The sequence below is a fragment of the Caulobacter sp. 05T431 genome, from assembly GCF_056665975.1.
Window position 1 is genome coordinate 1 of sequence record NZ_JBFTKU010000035.1, and the last position, 16491, is coordinate 16491.

The 16491-nt window shown below is 69.0% G+C and carries 12 protein-coding genes and 1 tRNA gene; 5 read left to right on the forward strand and 8 right to left on the reverse strand.

The window, feature by feature from the left end; genetic code table 11:
- Positions 1-342 precede the first annotated feature (342 nt).
- The gene (locus tag AC1U89_RS23310; RefSeq protein WP_479902009.1) at positions 343-2100 is read left to right on the forward strand and encodes a class I adenylate-forming enzyme family protein; all 1758 of its coding nucleotides are present in this window, start codon (positions 343-345) and stop codon (positions 2098-2100) included.
- A gap of 138 nt (positions 2101-2238) precedes the next feature.
- Here the strand turns inward: AC1U89_RS23310 and AC1U89_RS23315 are convergent, their stop codons facing one another.
- Positions 2239-3738 carry an amidase gene (locus tag AC1U89_RS23315; RefSeq protein ID WP_479902010.1) on the reverse strand — a complete coding sequence of 500 codons (1500 nt, stop codon included), beginning with the start codon at positions 3736-3738 and terminating at the stop codon, positions 2239-2241.
- Between the two features lie 110 nt (positions 3739-3848).
- Between AC1U89_RS23315 and AC1U89_RS23320 the strand changes: the two genes are divergently transcribed.
- Complete coding sequence (locus tag AC1U89_RS23320; protein WP_479902011.1) at positions 3849-4580, forward strand: TlyA family RNA methyltransferase; 732 nt, start codon at positions 3849-3851, stop codon at positions 4578-4580.
- A gap of 117 nt (positions 4581-4697) precedes the next feature.
- Here AC1U89_RS23320 and AC1U89_RS23325 read toward each other — a convergent pair whose 3' ends face one another.
- A complete protein-coding gene (locus AC1U89_RS23325) occupies positions 4698-5366 on the reverse strand; it encodes a hypothetical protein (protein WP_479902012.1) in 669 nt (222 codons plus the stop codon).
- 257 nt (positions 5367-5623) lie between these two features.
- Between AC1U89_RS23325 and AC1U89_RS23330 the strand changes: the two genes are divergently transcribed.
- From AC1U89_RS23330 to AC1U89_RS23340, 3 genes are all read left to right on the forward strand, one after another.
- Positions 5624-6850: a class I SAM-dependent RNA methyltransferase gene (locus AC1U89_RS23330; RefSeq protein WP_479902013.1), complete on the forward strand. Its 1227-nt coding sequence runs from the start codon at positions 5624-5626 to the stop codon at positions 6848-6850.
- Between the two features lie 42 nt (positions 6851-6892).
- Positions 6893-7984 (forward strand): class I SAM-dependent methyltransferase, encoded by a 1092-nt coding sequence (locus AC1U89_RS23335; protein WP_479902014.1) that lies wholly within the window; start codon positions 6893-6895, stop codon positions 7982-7984.
- 87 nt (positions 7985-8071) lie between these two features.
- Positions 8072-8145 (forward strand) — tRNA-Cys (locus tag AC1U89_RS23340).
- Between the two features lie 47 nt (positions 8146-8192).
- On the opposite strand, the gene AC1U89_RS23345 is transcribed toward AC1U89_RS23340, so the two are convergent.
- The 6 genes from AC1U89_RS23345 to AC1U89_RS23370 all read right to left on the reverse strand — a co-directional run bounded on the left by AC1U89_RS23345 (position 8193) and on the right by AC1U89_RS23370 (position 16203).
- Positions 8193-8564 carry a hypothetical protein gene (locus AC1U89_RS23345; RefSeq protein ID WP_479902015.1) on the reverse strand — a complete coding sequence of 124 codons (372 nt, stop codon included), beginning with the start codon at positions 8562-8564 and terminating at the stop codon, positions 8193-8195.
- 41 nt (positions 8565-8605) lie between these two features.
- On the reverse strand, positions 8606-9400 hold the full coding sequence (locus tag AC1U89_RS23350; RefSeq protein ID WP_479902016.1) for a glycoside hydrolase family 27 protein: 795 nt from the start codon (positions 9398-9400) through the stop codon (positions 8606-8608).
- Positions 9384-10937, reverse strand: coding sequence for a tryptophan halogenase family protein (locus tag AC1U89_RS23355; protein WP_479902017.1), 1554 nt, complete (start codon positions 10935-10937; stop codon positions 9384-9386). The genes AC1U89_RS23350 and AC1U89_RS23355 overlap by 17 nt, the downstream gene beginning before the upstream one ends.
- Positions 10938-11021: 84 nt before the next feature.
- Positions 11022-14297: a TonB-dependent receptor gene (locus AC1U89_RS23360; protein ID WP_479902018.1), complete on the reverse strand. Its 3276-nt coding sequence runs from the start codon at positions 14295-14297 to the stop codon at positions 11022-11024.
- A 292-nt stretch (positions 14298-14589) separates the two neighbouring features.
- A complete protein-coding gene (locus tag AC1U89_RS23365; RefSeq protein WP_479902019.1) occupies positions 14590-15567 on the reverse strand; it encodes a S1C family serine protease in 978 nt (325 codons plus the stop codon).
- 87 nt (positions 15568-15654) lie between these two features.
- Positions 15655-16203: a helix-turn-helix transcriptional regulator gene (locus AC1U89_RS23370; RefSeq protein ID WP_479902020.1), complete on the reverse strand. Its 549-nt coding sequence runs from the start codon at positions 16201-16203 to the stop codon at positions 15655-15657.
- Between the last annotated feature and the right edge of the window lie 288 nt (positions 16204-16491).

The following is a 16491-nucleotide window of genomic DNA, read 5'->3' on the forward strand; positions in this document are numbered from 1 at the left end:
CCGAGGGGGAACGTCGACCGGGATGAAACAGGCCCTCAGTCGCCGTCCCTTGAGAAGAACGGTTCCGCGGAGCGGTCGAGCCAAGCCGAAACGCAAACACAAACCTCACGGTCTCCGGGCGAAGCCCGGCCCGCTCCGCGCCTCCCCACAAGCTCAGCGGCTTTCCGCGTGAGGACGTCGATCCACGTCGTCACGGACTCCTTCCACAGCGAAGCTCGACCTCTAACTTATCAATGTTCCCTTATGTTCGAACAGACGTTTGCATCCCGCTTCGGGCTGTGCTTTGTCGCTGGGGAAACGTGCTCGTCCAGCGAAGCGCGATACACACCGGGAGAGAGTAGAATGACCCAGGCCGCGCCCAGTCCCACCGCCATCCCCTGGCCCGCCATGTCGGTGAAGCAGGCCTACGCCATGATCACCGCCCCCGGCTCGCCCGGCGAGATGGAGGAGATCGACATCCGGGGCGTGAAGACCCGGGTCTGGAAGAACTGCCCGCCCACGCTTCGCGACACCCTGGTGATGGGCCGCGCGCACGGCGAGAAGATCTATCTGGTCCACGAGGACGAGCGGGTCAGCTTCGAGGCCTTCTACCGCGCCGTGACCGTGTTCGCCGCCGAGTTGGAAGCGGCGGGCGTCAAGAAGGGCGACCGCGTCGCCCTGATCATGCGCAACCTGCCCGAATGGCCGGTGGCCTTCTATGCGGGCCTGTCGATCGGCGCGATCCTGACCCCGCTGAACGCCTGGTGGACCGGCCAGGAACTGGAATACGGCCTGACCGACAGCGGCGCGACCGTGGCGATCATGGACGTCGAACGCTTCGAGCGCCTGGCCGAGCACTTCGACAACTGCCCCGACCTCAAGCGCGTCTATGTCAGCCGCTCCAGGGAGGAGATCGCCCATCCGTACGTGAAGCGGCTGGAGAGCGTGATCGGCTGCCCCAACGACTGGATCAAGCTGGACGAGAAGCCGCTGTCGACCGTGGCCCTGGGCCCCGAGGACGACGCGACGATCTTCTACACCTCCGGCACCACGGGYAAGCCGAAGGGCGCCCTGGCCACCCACCGCGCCGTCAACAGCAACATCTTCGCCGCCGCCGCCGCCAGCGCCCGCAGCTTCCTGCGCCGCGGCGAGGCGCCGCCCCAGCCCGATCCCAGCCTGCCCCAGAAGGGCTCGCTGATCTCGGTGCCGTTCTTCCACGCCACCGGCTGTTTCGCGGTGATGAACCCGTCGCTGTTCGGCGGCGCCAAGCTGGCCATGATCCGCAAGTGGGATCCGGAAAAGGCCATGCAGCTGATCCAGGACGAGAAGCTGACCCAGATGGGCGGGGTGCCGACCATCGCCTGGCAGATCATCGAGCATCCCAGCCGCGGCAACTACGACCTGTCGTCGCTGGAGACCGTGGCCTACGGCGGCGCGCCTTCGGCCCCGGAACTGGTCCGCAAGATCAAGGAGATCTGGCCCAAGTCGCTGCCCGGCAACGGCTGGGGCATGACCGAGACCTCGGCCACCGCGACCAGCAACTCGGCCGAGGACTACGAGAACCGTCCCGACAGCTGCGGCCCGGCCGTGCCGGTCACCGACCTGAAGATCATGACGGTCGAGGCCCCGTATCGCGAGCTGCCGATCGGCGAGGTCGGCGAGCTGTGGTGCAAGGGGCCGCAGGTGGTGAAGGGCTACTGGAACAAGCCCGAGGCCACCGCCCAGACCTTCATCGACGGCTGGGTGCGCACCGGCGACCTGGCGCGGCTGGACGACGAGGGCTTCTGCTACATCATCGACCGGGCCAAGGACATGCTGATCCGGGGCGGCGAGAACATCTACTGCATCGAGGTCGAGAACGTCCTGTACGACCACCCGGCGGTGATGGACGCCGCCCTGGTCGGCATCCCCCACAAGACCCTGGGCGAGGAGCCGGCGGCCGTCGTGACCCTCAAGCCCGGCGCCCACGCCGACGAGGCCGAACTGCGCGCCTTCGTCGCCGATCGCCTGGCGGCCTTCAAGGTGCCGGTGAAGGTGGTGTTCTGGCCMGAGACCTTGCCGCGCAACGCCAACGGCAAGATCATGAAGAACGAGCTGAAGAAGGTGTTCGTCGAGGGGTAGGCGAACGCCCTTTAGAACCTCCCCCTGTGGGGGAGGCGGCGCGTAGGCGCCGGTGGGGGGAGCAGACCCACCTCGGCAAACTCCCCCCTCCGTCGCCCTACGGGCGATACCTCCCCCACAGGGGGAGGATCTTGGAGGTCAGACGCTCACCACCGGCTTGCGCCCCGCCCAGGGCTGGGCCGCCTCCAGCTCGTAGGCCAGCTCCAGCAGCGTCCGCTCGGCGCCCGCGCGGGCGGCGAACTGGACGCCCACCGGCAGGCCGTCCGGTGTCCAGTGCAGCGGCACGCTCATCGACGCCGCCCCGGCCACGTTGTGCAGGGTGGTGTAGCCCACATAGGCGTTCAGGCGCTCGGTCAGGTGCGGGATGTCGACCGTCCCGGAGACCCAGCCCAGCGGCACGGGCGGCGACCCCAGGACCGGCGAGATCACCACGTCCTGGTGCTCGAACCAGCGGTCGTAGGCCTGGCCCGCCGCCTGGAGATGGGCCACGGCCTTCTGCAGCCCGCCGGCCGGCATCTGCTTGACCAGTTCGGCCATGGCCAGGGTGAAGGGCTCCAGCAGGCTGTCGTCGGGCTGGCGGCCGATGGCCTTGGCCACCGCGTCGACCAGTTCGGCCGCGCCGCTGGCCCACAGCGCCAGGAAGTCCTGGGCGAAGCCAGGACCCTCGACCGGCCACGCCGTCGGCTCGACCGTGTGACCCAGCGACTGCATCAGCTTGCCGGCGTCTTCAGTCGCCCGGCGGACTTCCGGATGCGGCTCGGCGCCCAGCATGGTCGGGACGACGAGGCCGACGCGGAGCCGGCGTTTGCCGGGGCCGGTCACCAGGCCGACCGGCGGGAACACCTGGTCGGGGCCGTGGCGCTCGGTCGCGGCCAGCAGKGTGGCGCTGTCGCGGACGCTGCGGCTGACGCAGTGGGCGACCGACAGGTCGACGCCGCGCATGGGCTCACGGCCGGGGACCTGGCGGCCGCGCGAGACCTTCAGCCCGAACAGGCCGCAGTTGGACGAGGGGATGCGGATCGAGCCGCCGCCGTCGCTGGCGTGGGCGAAGGGCGTGACCCCGGCCGCCGTCGCCACGGCCGCGCCGCCGGACGATCCGCCGCTGGACCGTTCCGGGTTCCAGGGATTGCGGGTCGGCGGGAAGCCCTCCGGCTCGGTGGTGGGCAGGAAGCCATATTCCGGCGTCGACGACTTGCCGATGACGATCAGTCCGGCCTTGTCGAAACAGTCGATGTAGGCCGGCTGGGTCCTGGCCGGCGGGTTGCGCAGCATGGCGCGCGAGCCGCTGAAGGTGGGCAGGCCCACATAGTCGTCCAGGTCCTTGACCAGGAACGGCACGCCCGCGAACGGACCGGCCGACGGGGTCGTTCCCGCGTCCAGCCGCTTGGCCTTGTCGATGGCGCGATCGAAATCGGGGGTGACCAGGAAGCCCAGCTTGGGGTTCAGCGCCTCGGCGTCGCGCACGGCCTTCTCGGTCACCTCCAGGGCGCTGACCTCCTTGCGGCGGATGCGGCCGGCGATCTCGACGGCGTCGGGCGCCCAAGGCGCGGGGGCGGCGGGCTTGGCCGCGGCCTCGGATGCGGCGGCGGCGGCGATCGTGGCGGCGCCGGCCACCAGGCCTTCGCGTCTGGACATCATGCGTTTCCCCCTTTTTGGGTTCCCTGTCCCGACGTCTAGGGTGCGTCGGTGATCAGTGATCACTGTGAACCCAAGGGCGTCCGCTCCGCAAGTCGTGCTACAGCCCCCGGATGACACGCAAACGCGCCGACATCCTGCTGGTCGAGACCGGCCTGTTCGACAGCCGGGCCAAGGCCCGCGCCGCCATCGAGGCCGGGGCCGTCAAGGCCGACGGCAAGGTCGTGACCAAGCCCTCGCAGGAGATCGAGGAGACCGCCGTCCTGGAAGGCGTCGCCGCCTTCCCCTGGGTTGGCCGAGGCGCCCTGAAGCTGGCCCACGCCCTGGACCTTTGGCCGATCGCGGTGGCGGGCAAGATCGCTCTGGACGTCGGGGCCTCGACCGGCGGCTTCACCGAGGTGCTGCTGTCGAAGGGCGCGGCCAAGGTCTACGCCGTCGACGTCGGCCGTGATCAGCTGCATCCGAGGATCGCCGCCGACCCGCGCGTGGTCGACCTGTCGGGCGTCGACGCCCGCGTGCTGGACGAGGGCCAGCTGGACGAAACGCCGGACCTTGTGGTCAGCGACGTCAGCTTCATCTCGGTGGAGAAGTGCCTGCCCGTGGCCCTCGACCTGGCCGCCGTGGGCGCGGACCTGGTGACCCTGATCAAGCCGCAGTTCGAGGCCGGCCGCGATCGGGTGGGCAAGGGCGGACTGGTCAAGGACCCCGCGGTCATCGCCGACTGCATCGCCCAGGTCCGGGCGTTCGTCGAGGCGTCGGGCTGGACGGTCAAGGCCGTGGCGCCCAGCCCGATCACCGGCGGCGACGGGCAGGTGGAGCACCTGCTGTGGGCGGTGAAGGGCTAGATTTTTTAACCGCTCATCCCGGCATTCGCCGGGATGAGCGGATTTTGAAGGCGCAAAGAAAAGGCCGTCACCTTTCGGTGAACGGCCTCAAGATGATCGAATGAGAAATCCGGTCGGTTAGTCGACGACCTGGTAGCGGCCCGAGGCGTCCGGGCAGACGCGGACGAAGCGCTTCTGGGTGCGGCCGTCGGGCAGGTAGATCGGGCTTTCGGCCAGGGTGCAGCCGTTGGCGTCCKACTTGCTGTCGGTCACGCCGTAGGCGCGCTGGGCCTCGGGGCCGTAGTCGTCACGACGGTCGCCGTAACGGCTGTCTTCGTAGCGACCGCCGCCGTAGCGCTCGTCATAGCCCTGGTCGTAGCTGTTGTAGGCGCCCTGGCTGTAGGTCGGGGGAGGGGGCGGCGGCGGGTTGGCGCCGGGGCTGCAGGCGRCCGAGTTGCGGCCGATGGCCGAGCCGGCGATGGCGCCCAGCAGGCCGCCCAGAACGGCGCCTTCGGTGCGGGCGCCCTTGGCGGCCACGCCGCTGCCGATCGCCGCGCCGATGCCGGCGCCGGCCAAGCCGCCGCCGGTGCCGCGCTGCGTCGTGCTGCGGCGGCAGGGATCGTAGTAATAGCCGTTGCTGTCGTAGTTGCCGCCGCCGGCATAGGCGCGGCTGGAGCCGTAGGCGCCGCCGGAGCCATAGGCAGACCCGGAACCATAGGCGCCGTAGGCCTGGGCCGAGGCCATCGTCGGGGCCAGCGCGCCGACCAGGGCGGCCGCGGCGGCGACGCCGATAACGGTCTTGAACATCTTGAAAACTCCTCCGACCGAGTCCGCGCCGATGCTGGGACCCGCCTTTCCGACGTAAAGTGCCAAGTCCTTGATGAACGGCTGTTGAGCGACCCGTTCATCTTCGTTCACGCGCATTCGCTTCGAATGCGCTATTGAGCGTTCGAAAGCTTGTCGGCGTCGATCGTGGCGCGGACATGGCGGGCGTCCGCGTCCCCGAAATCATGACCTGAATGGCCGGGCCCGGTGAAGGTTCCGCCCCACGAATTGGACTTTCTATGCGTGAACTGAGGATTCAGGCGGTCGGCGCCCAGGGCGACGGCATCGCCGAGGGCTCTTTCGTCCCCCTGACCCTGCCCGGCGAACTGATCACCGCCGACATGGCCGGCGCCCGCGGCGAACTGGTCGAGGTGCTGGAGCCCAGCCCCGAGCGCGTGACCCCGCCGTGCCCGCATTTCGGCGTCTGCGGCGGCTGCGCCTTCCAGCACTGGGACGCCGCGCCCTATCTGGAATGGAAGCGCGACCAGGTGCGGTTCCAGCTGGCCCGCGAGGGGCTGGAGACCGAGATCCTGCCGACCTTCGCGTCGCCGCCGGCCTCGCGCCGCCGCGTGGCCCTGCACGCCCGGGGCGGGAAGGGCGGGGCGCGGCTGGGCTTCAAGGAGCGCCGCTCCTGGAACCTGGTCCGCATCGAGCAGTGCCCGGTGACCCATCCCAAGCTGGTCGCGGCCTTCCCGGCCCTGGCCCGCCTGGCCGCGCCGTTCCTGGAGCATCCCAAGTCGGCGCCGACCCTGCACGTCACCCTGACCGCCACGGGCCTGGACATCGATGTCACCGGCGTGGAGGCCAAGAGCGGCGGCCTGTCGGCCGACGCGCGGGTGCGCGCGGCGATGATCGCCGGCGAGAACGACTTCGCCCGGGTCACCATGGCCGGCGAGATGATCTACATGGCCCGCCAGCCGATGGTGAAGCTGGGTCCCGCCATCGTCTCCCTGCCGGCCGGCAGCTTCCTGCAGGCCGTGCCCAAGGCCGAGAAGGCCATGGTCGATTTCGCGGTAGAGGCGGCCCAGGGCGCGTCCAAGGTCGTCGATCTGTTCAGCGGCGTGGGCACCTTCACCTTCCGCCTGGCCGAGATCGCCGGCGTCTACGCCGCCGACAGTTCCGCGCCCGCCATCGCCGCCCTGAAGGGCGCGCTGGGCACGGCGACGGGGCTGAAGGCAATCACCGCCGAGGCGCGCGACCTGACCCGCCGGCCGGTGCTGTCCACCGAGCTGAACAAGGTCGACGTGGCCGTGCTGGACCCGCCCCGCGCCGGGGCCTTCGAGCAGCACGTCGAGATCGCCAAGTCCAAGGTTGCCCGCGTGGTCGGCGTGTCGTGCAACCCCGCCACCTTCGCCCGCGACGCCAAGATCCTGGTCGAGGCCGGCTTCCGCCTGGAGCGGGTCTTGCCGGTGGACCAGTTCCTGTGGTCGCCGCATATTGAGCTGGTGGGGGTGTTCTCGCGCTAGGGCGGTTTCGGCCGTCCGGAGCGACCATCTGGGAGAGGCCCATTGGACGAACGATCCGGCAAGGCGGGCGAACCCCGGGAAGGCGTTCCCAAGAGCCGCGGCGCCTTCGCCCTGGACGGCGCCAGCCAGCGCGCCAAGGCGGCGGTCAAGGCGGCCTGGTGGACCGCCGCCGGCGGCGTCACCCGCGCCCTGGCCCAGCCGACCAAGGGGGAGTCCAAGGTCAAGTTCCAGCCCAGCGGGCCGCCCGTCTCGACCGCCCGGCTGCGCAAGGCCTATCTGACCGCCTTCGACAAGGACGCCGCCGACGTGGCCGCCGGTCTCTATCCGCCGGTCGAGGGCGGATCGGGCGCGCCGGCCGAGGCCTTCCGCCAGGCCCTGGACGTCATCGCCGACGCCCGCGCCGTCGACCAGCGTCGCCGCCGGGGCGACGGGGTGGAGGTGCGCGACGAACCGGAGAGCGAAGGTTATCCGAACTACTACCGGCAGAATTTCCACTTCCAGTCCGGCGGCTGGTTCACCGACGCCAGCGCCCGGCGCTATGAGGCCCAGGTCGAGGCGCTGTTCTCGGGCGCGGCAGGGGCCATGCGCCGGCGCGCCCTGTCCCTGCTGGCCCGCCACTGGCGCGGCAAGGACCAGCGGGGCCTGAAGCTGGTCGACCTGGCCTGCGGCTCGGGGGCGTTCCTCAGCGACCTCAGCGCCGCCTTCCCGCGCGCCGCCATCGCCGGCCTGGACCTGTCGCGGGCCTATCTGGCCGCCGCGCGCAGCCGGTCGGGCCGGGGCGGGGTGCAGGCCAACGCCGAGGCCCTGCCGTTCGCCGACGCCAGCCTGGACGCCGTGACCTGCGTCTACCTGTTCCATGAGCTGCCGCCCCGGGTGCGCCCCGTGGTGGCCGCCGAGATCGCCCGGGTGCTCAAGCCCGGCGGCGTGCTGGCCTTCGCCGATTCGGTGCAACCGGCCGACGAGCCGGACCTGTCGCGCCTGCTGGAGGCCTTTCCGGCCTATTTCCACGAGCCCTACTATTCGACCTACGCCGAGACCGACCTGCCGGCCCTGTTCGGCGCGGCGGGGCTGAGCGTGGCCGGAAGCGACCAGGCGTTCCTGACCAAGGCGCTGCTGCTGGAAAAGACCTGTTGAACCCGGCCATCATGGCCATTGCCTAGGCCGACGGGCTCCTGTATTCGAACCGACCTCTTCGCCGACGCTTCTTGTGTCGACCCGGATGGCCCGGTGGCGGAGTGGTGACGCAGCGGATTGCAAATCCGTGCACCCCGGTTCGATTCCGGGCCGGGCCTCCACCTTCCTTCCCGATGATCCAGACGCCGCTCGGCGGCCGAGAGGGGCGCTAGGGCGTGATCCTGACCATGACGACGCCGTGCGAGGCGACCGGCGCGGCGAAGCGCCCCTTCATCTTGCCGAGGGTTTCGTGGGTCCAGAGATCGCGGACCTCCGCCTTCAGGCTGGCGGGATAGCCGAGCTCGGTCCAGTCCACGGCGATCGATCGCGTGTCGGCGCCGCGATTGAACAGGATCACCGCGCGCCCGCCGTCCGCCAGCGGCTTGGACCAGACCTCCAGGTCGCCGTCGTCGCGCACGCGGCGGCCCTGGACGCCGAGAGGGTCCTGGTTCACCGCGATCACTGCCTTGTTCAGGAGGATGGCGCGCGTGGCCTCGTCCATGTTCGCGATGTCGTTGCCGGCGATCAGCGGGGCGGCCATCAGCGCCCACAGGCTGAAATGCGACCGGTATTCGGTGGTGGTCAGGCCGCCTTGCCGACTTCCAGCATGTCCGGGTCGTTCCAGTGGCCGGGGCCGGCGAACGGGGCCAGGGGTTCGTTGAAATCKACGATGGGCAGGACGCCGAGCGCGTAGTCGTGTTTGCCATCCCACTTGTCGGTGATGTCACCGGTCGTGCGCCAGAGGTTGCCGACCTTCGAGGCCCATAGCCAGGGCTTGGCCGTGCCCCACTCGCACATGGAGAAGACGATGTCGCGGCCGGTCTCGCGCAGGGCGTCGGCCATCAGGGTGTAGGCCTCCTCGGCGTTGCGGGTCCCCGTCGAGCACCAGTCGTATTTGAGGTAGTCCACGCCCCAGTCGGCATAGGTCTTGGCGTCCTGGAACTCGTGGCCCTGGCTGCCCGGGCGGCCGCCGCAGGTCAGCCGGCCGGCGTCCGAATAGATGCCGAACTTCAATCCCTTGGAATGGACGTAGTCGGACAGGGCCTTGATGCCGCTCGGGAAGCGCTTGGCGTCATAGGTGATGAAGCCGCCGGCGTCCCGCGGGCCGTGCCAGCAGTCGTCGATCACGACGTATTCGTAGCCGGCCTCCTTCATGCCGTTCGAGGCCATGGCGTCGGCCATGCGGCGAACGGTCTGCTCGTCGATGTTGCAGGCGAACCGGTTCCAGCTGTTCCAGCCCATCGGCGGCGTCTTGGCCAGGCCGTTGGCCACGCGGGGTAGCGGCTCCTTGTCGGCCGCCAGGGCGGCCGACAAGGAGGCCAGGACCAGGGCGACGGCCGCCAGCAGGGCGGCGCCGCGTTCACGCGACCGAGGCATCGACTTTTCCTTTTCGGCTGTCGACGGCGAAGCGCTGGAGCACGAAGGCGTGGGTCGGCATGCGGTCGACGGCCTGGCGGCAGGCGACGCGCAGATGGTGCAGGCGCTCGGCCACCAGCCGTTCGTCCATCAGGTCGGCCAGGGGGTCGTAGGCCTCGGGCGTCCCGCCCTGGCCGATCATGATCGCCAGCCAGTTCGGCTCCTGGAAGATGGTCTGGTTGGGGAAGATCGTCGCGCCGCGGGTGCGGAACAGCTCCATCTTCTCCCGCAGTGAGTCCGGTATGGCCATGTGGCGCAGCCGGTCCCACAGCGGTTCGCCGACCCGGCCGTTGGCGTGGTAGTGGTAGATCAGGAAATCCCGGATCTGCTCCATCTCCTCGCCCATGATCCGGTTGTAGATCCCGGCGGCGGCCGGATCGTCCTTGGCCAGGGGGAAGCTGCCGGCCAGCTTGATCAGGCCGTGCTGGATCAGGTGGATCGAGGTCGACTCCAGGGGCTCCAGGAAGCCGCTGGACAGGCCGATGGCGGCGCAGTTCTTGAAGCGCGACGTCTTGCGCCGGCCGGTGGCGAACCGCAGGAAGCGCGGGTCGGCCAGGGCCTTGTTGTCGGGATGCTCGCGCGCCAGGCTGGCCAGCAGGACATCGGCCGCCGCGTCGTCGCCGATGTGGTCGCTGACATAGACATAGCCGTTGCCGGTCCGGTGCCGCAGGGGGATGCGCCAGCGCCAGCCGGCCTTGTCGGCGATGGCGCGGGTGTAGGGGATGGGGTCCTCGTATCGCGCCGACGGCACGGCCACGGCGCGGTCGGCCGGCAGGTAGTTCGACCAGTCGTCGTAGCCCACGCCCAGCGCGCCGCCGATCAGCAGGGCCCGGAAGCCCGAGCAGTCGATGAAAAAGTCACCGGCCAGGGTCTCGCCGTCGTCGAGGGCGAGGGAGGCGATCGTGCCGTCCAGCGGGTCCAGGTTCACGCCCCGGATGGTCCGCTCCAGCCGCCGCACGCCGCGCGCCTCGGCGACCTCGCGCAGCAGCTTGGCGTAGAGCGAGGCGTCGAAGTGGTAGGCGTGGGCCATGGCCGCGCGGGGATCGCGGGGGTCTTCCGAACGCCAGTCGAACTTGCCGGCCTTGGCCGCCAGGTCGCTGAGCGAGAATTCGTGGAGCTCGGCCTTGTAGCCGTGCTTGCGCGCGCGCAGCCAGTAGGCGTGGAACGAGACGCCGTCCATGGGCGTGCCGTAGTTGCCGAAGGGGTGCATGTAGCGCCCGGCCGGGTCGCCCCAGCCGACGAACTCGATCCCCAGCTTGAAGGAGCCTTCGGTGGCGGCCAGCATCCGGCCCTCGTCGACGCCCACGACCTCGTTGAAGAAGGTGATCGGCGGGATGGTCGCCTCGCCGACGCCCACCGTGCCGATCTCGGCCGACTCCACCAGGGTGATCTTCATCTGCTGGGGCGTGAAGACCTTGGAGAAGAAGGCGGCCGACATCCATCCGGCGGTGCCGCCGCCGACGATCACGAGGTGCGAGATCTTCCCTGGGTTTCCCATGCCGTCTGTCCGGTCTTGTTCTCAAAAAGAACCCGCCGGCGCGAAGCCGGCGGGGCGCTTGGAGTGCAGGAAATCAGGTCGGGACTAGAAAGTCCCGCGGATGATGAACGACAGACGTCGATCGCTCACCGACCAGCTGTGCTTGGCGACCAGGGACTTCGAGAAGTTGCCCTGCGTGCCCAGGTACCAGGAGTCCCGCTGGTCCATCTCCAGCTCGGTCTTGGCGTTGAGCAGGTTCACGCCCTGGACGCCCACCTTGATCCGTGGGGTCACCGAATACAGCAGCGAACCGTCCAGCTGGCCGTAGTCGTCGGCATAGACCGGCACCATCAGGTTCGAGGCCGAGGCCGCCATCAGGTAGCGCGAGCGCCAGTTGTAGGCCAGGCGGGCGTCGATGCCGTACTTACTGTAGAGCAGGGTCGCGTTGTAGGTGTAGCGCGACAGCTGCTCCAGCGGCAGGTCCAGCTTCGAGGCGATGATCTGCGAGGAGTCGGTCACGCTGCTGGACGCGTTCTGCGTGCCCTTGCTGTCCAGGATCGTCGCGTTCAGCTCCGTGCCCAGGCCGGCCAGCGGCCCCGGCAGGAAGTCGTAGAACTGCTGGTACTGCATCTCCACGCCGGAGATTTTGCCGTGACCCATGTTCTGGGGCACGGTCCCGACGGCCTGGACCGACTCCCCGTTGTCCTTGGTGATGGTCATCAGGGTCTGGGACGACTGGATGTAGTCGTAGACGTCCTTCCGGAAGGCGCCGACCGACACCATGCCGCCCTGGAAGTACCATTCGCCCGAGATGTCGTACGAGTTGGCGCGCATCGGCTTCAGGTTCGGATTGCCCGAATAGAAGCCGAAGGCGACGTCCGTGTGGTACTGCACGGGCGAGCCGCCGGCCGCCGCGGTGTCCAGCTGGGCCTGGGTGTAGGGCGCGCCCGTGACCGGGTTGATGATGTTGTCCGCCGCGGTGGCGTTGCGCGACTGCAGCGTGGCCGACATGTTGACCGACGGGTCCAGCTGGTAGAAGTCGGGCCGGACGATGTTCTTCGACGCGGCGAACCGCAGGAAGACGTTGGGCTTGGCCTTCAGGCGCAGGTTCAGGCTGGGCAGGACGTCGGTGTATTCGCTGCCGCCCACCGAGGTGAAGGGCTGGCCGTCGGCGAAGTCGATCTTGGCCGCCGCCGTGGACGAGGCGAACCGCTTCTGGGCCGGGTCGATATAGCCGACCGAACCGTAGCCGTGGCCCTCGACCTTGGACTTGACCACGCGCAGGCCGAAGTTGCCGTCCCAGCTCATCTGCTCGCCGCCCCAACTGGCGTCGAGGTCGCTGCCGAAGCGGACCTTGCCGTAGAGCGCGAAGGTGTCTTCCCACTGGCGGTTGACGCCGCGGCCGCCGGAATTGGCGAAGGCGCTGTTCACGTCGCCCAGCGGGCGCCAGTAGCTGATGCTGCCGGTCGGCGCGGCCCAGATGGGCATGTAGCTCATCATGGTGCCCTGCTTGAACGGGCTGTAGGTCCCTCCGGCCGGCGACCATGACGGGATCGTGCCGTTGGGGCCGCCCGGCGGGTAGTAGCCGTACTCGCCGTCGTTATAGGCCGGGCCGCCGCCGGGGATCGGCCCGTTCCAGACCACCTCGTTCAGGTACTTGTAGAGCTCGGTCGGGCTCTTCGCGAGATCGAAGGCCGGCAGGATCAGGCCCGGGACCGACAGGTCGCCCTTGAAGAAGTTGTCGAAGGCCACCTTGTCCTGGTGCTGGGTGTACTTGTCGGCCGTCGCGGTGACCCGCGTGGCCCACGGCGCCGAGATCAGGTTCCAGTTGTAGCCGGCGTCGCGCGAGGTGGCGTCGCGCGACGTGGCGCGGACCCCGACCTTGACGTCCTTGATGAAGGAGTCGTCGTCGAAGCTGTAGGTGACGTCGAACTTGCCCGCGTATTCCCGGGCGTCGTTGTCGTCGATGTGGTCCATCGCGGCGTAGAGGTTGAACAGCGACGGCGTGCTGGTGGCGTTGGCCATCGTGATCTTCGGCAGCTTGCCGGTCAGGTCCAGGCCGAAGCCGCCGGGCAGGGTGACGGTGTTGTACACCGTCAGGTCTGTGCCCTCGCGGTGCGAGTAGATGTACTGCAGGTCGCCGGTCACCAGGAACCGGTCGTTGCGCCAGCTGAAGCCGGTCGAGATGTCGTTGGTGTTGTCCTCGACCACGCCGTAGCGGGTGCCCAGGTTCAGCAGGAACGAGTTGGACACGCCGTTGCCGCCGCCGCCGCCGTCGACCAGCTGGCCCTTCAGGAAGTTGCCGTCGGCGTCATAGGTGAACGCGGTCCCGGCGGCCGGGCCCACCACGAACGACTGGTTGTTGGTCGCCGAGCAGCAGGCCGAGGTCTGGGCGAAACGGTCCTGGAAGGTCTGCTTGGCCTCGGTGCGGAAGAGGGTCAGGTAGACTTCGAGGTTGTCGTTGGGCCGATACTGGAAGGCCAGATTGTAGCCCTCGCGCTCGCGGTCCTGCAGGTTGTTGCGGTACTGKACGCCGACCGGCACGAACACGCGCGACAGCGGCTGGCCCGCGATCGAGTTGTCGCCGTTGAAGTTGAACGTGCCGCCGCCGTCATACGACGATTGCACCCCGACGCCGTGGGCGTCGTACGGGTCGACGGCGACGGTGTTGACCGCGGTCTTCAGCTTGGACTTGGACACGCTCAGCAGCACGCCGAACTCGCCGCCGTCGGGCGTGTCGAAGCGGTCGCTGTAGAGCAGGCTGCCCGACGGCGTGCCTTCCTTGCGCAGGTCGCCGCGCGTGTAGTCGGCCGAGAAGGCCAGCTGGCGCTTGCTGCTGTCGAACGGCATGCGCGTGCGCAGGTTCACCGTGCCGCCCAGCCCGCCCTCGACGATGTCGGCCGACGGGTTCTTGTAGACGTCCACGCCTGAGAACAGTTCGGGGGTCACGTCCTCCCACGAGATGGCCCGGCCGCCGCGCGCCGAGAAGGCGTCGCGGCCGTTCAGCTCGGAGCGGACCCAGGTCAGGCCGCGGATCTGGATGCCCGAGCCTTCGGCGTTCAGGCGGTCGACGTCGCGGGGCTGGTTGGTCCGGCCGATGGTCACGCCGGGGATGCGCTGCAGCGCCTCGGTGACCGAGCGGTCGGGCAGGCCGCCGATGTCCACGGCGGTGATCGAGTCGACGATCTGTTCGGAATTCTTCTTCAGGTCCTGCGCCGTCTGGAGGGCCTTGCGCTGGCCCACGACGACGACTTCGGAAATCTCGTCGGGCGAATCCTTGGTCGCGCCCCCGCTGGTCTGGGCCTGCGCCGACGCCACGAGCAGGCCGGTCGCCCAGACCATCGTCGCGGTCGAGACCAGCAACATCTTCTTCTTGTTCACGTTCCCTCTCCCAAATCAGCACGCCCTCTTGGGCTGTGCTCGCCGGTGTCTTTTGGCCTCGACGCGGGGTTGGGCGGTCTGTCGCCGTCCCCGCATCGGGAAACACACTTTAATTAACTTGTTTTATTAAACCGGCGCGATTTGTCGTACAAGCCATAACATTCAACAATCGCGAGCGTGGGTCTGTGCGGTTGCACGGACGTGCGTCGGCGGACGTCGTCTGGGCGACGACGCCGGTCAGGCGAAGGCGTTATCCTGGGGGATCGGGAGCGGCCTCCCGAAGCCGGCCGCGCTAGTTGAGGCGGGGTTTCTTCAGCAGGGCGTTGCGGTCGACCGAACGGAGCTCGACCTCGAACACGTCCTGTTCGCGCTGGATGCGCAGCGCGATGGTCACCCCGGCCGGGCCCTGGTMCCAGAGGGCGGTGTAGAACTCGGTCAGGTCCGAGACCTCGTCGCCATCGACGGCCAGGATCAGGTCGCCGGCCCGCAGCTCGGCGCGCGCGGCCGGGCTGCCCGGCGACACGCCGACCAGGATGACCTGGGATTCGGTCTCCTGGGCGAAGACGCCCAGCCAGGGGCGGGGCGGATGGGCGGGCTTGCCGCGCGCCAGGTCGTCCAGGATGGGCGGCAGCAGTTCGGCGGGCACGAACATGTTCATCGGCTTGGCCTCGCCGTCGCGCGACTGCCCCGACAGGCTGAGCGAGCCGACGCCGACCAGTTCGCCCTTGGGGCCGATCAGGGCCGCGCCGCTCCAGTGCGGGTGGGCGGGCTCGGTGATGATCGCCTCGTCCAGCAGGTATTCCCAGTAGCCGGCGAAGGGCATGCGGGTCAGCGCGCGGCCGGCGGCGGCGTGCGCGCGTCCACCGGCCCCGGCGATGATCACCGGGCTGCCCGGCTCCAGCACCTTCGAGGTGCCCAGCCGCATCGCCGGCAGGCCCAGCGGTTCCAGCGCCTGGACCAGGCCCAGTCCCGTCTGGCCGTCGAAGCCCAGCACGTGGGCGTGGACGCGCCGGCCGTCGTTGAGGGTCAGGACCACCTCGCTGGCCTCGGTGATCAGATAGGCCATGGTCAGCACCAGGCCGCCTTCGCTGATCACCACACCGTTCCCCAGCCGCTCGGTTCCCAGGATGCGCGCGGTGAAGGCGTCGGCCGGGACCTTGGACTCCAGGGCGACGACGCTGGACAGGGCGTGATCAAGGTCGAAGGCGTAGGCGCTCGCGGCGGGCCGCAGCCGCGCTTCGACCTCATGCCCCTGGAACGGTGAAGACAAGTCGATCTCCTCTAGGAGACTCAAATCTGGGGCGTGGCGCGGCGTGGACAAGAGGCGAGGGCGAAGAGGCTGTGGCCGACCGGGTCTTCAGGCCGCCAGGGCGGCCACGTCCGTCGGACGCTCCTGGCGGCTGCGGCGCCAACGGCTGGGCGGCTGGCCCACCAGTCCGCCGAACGACCGGCAGAAATGGGCCTGGTCCGAGAAGCCGCAGGCCAGGGCGATCTGGGCCAGGCTGTCGTGCGTGGTCAGCATCAGCTGCTTGGCCCGGGTGATGCGCCGCTCGATGATGTAGCTCTTGGCCGACTGGCCGAAGCTCTCCTTGAAGGCGTGGGAGAAGTAGCTGGGGCTCAGGCGGACCGCCGCGGCCACGTCGCGGACCTGCAGGTTGCGGTCGCCGTTGCTGTCGATGAAGTCGGTCGCCGTGCGCACCTGCCAGGGCGCCAGCTTGCCGGTCTGCTGGTCGCGGGTCAGGCGCTGGACCTCGGCCTCCAGCAGTTGGCTGGCGCGGTGCATCAGCTCCCGCGCCGCGTCGGGATCTCGGTCGAAGGCCCGCGAGGCGTCGGTGACCAGGCGCGCCAGCATCAGGGTCTGGTCGCGGGGCAGGGTGGAGGTCTGGTTCGCGTTCATGGAAGTCATGTCCAGCTCGCCACCTCTTTTTCAGAACCATTCCCGGGTGTTCATCCCAGGTCCAGTTCCGGTTTTGCTAGCATTGGATATGAGAAGCCGCAATGGTGCAGGTTATAGCTTAGCTGTTAGCAAGTTTCGAAAACCGACGTGATTTGCCGCCTACTGTCGCGTCCGGCGGCATCGAGGCGGGTTCCGGTTTCCCGGACTTCGATTTCGAACTGCGATGTTTTTGAACAATTGATGACGCTTTGGGCAAGAGCCAAGGCGCGCGGGCCCACGCCCGACGCGGGCATCTAT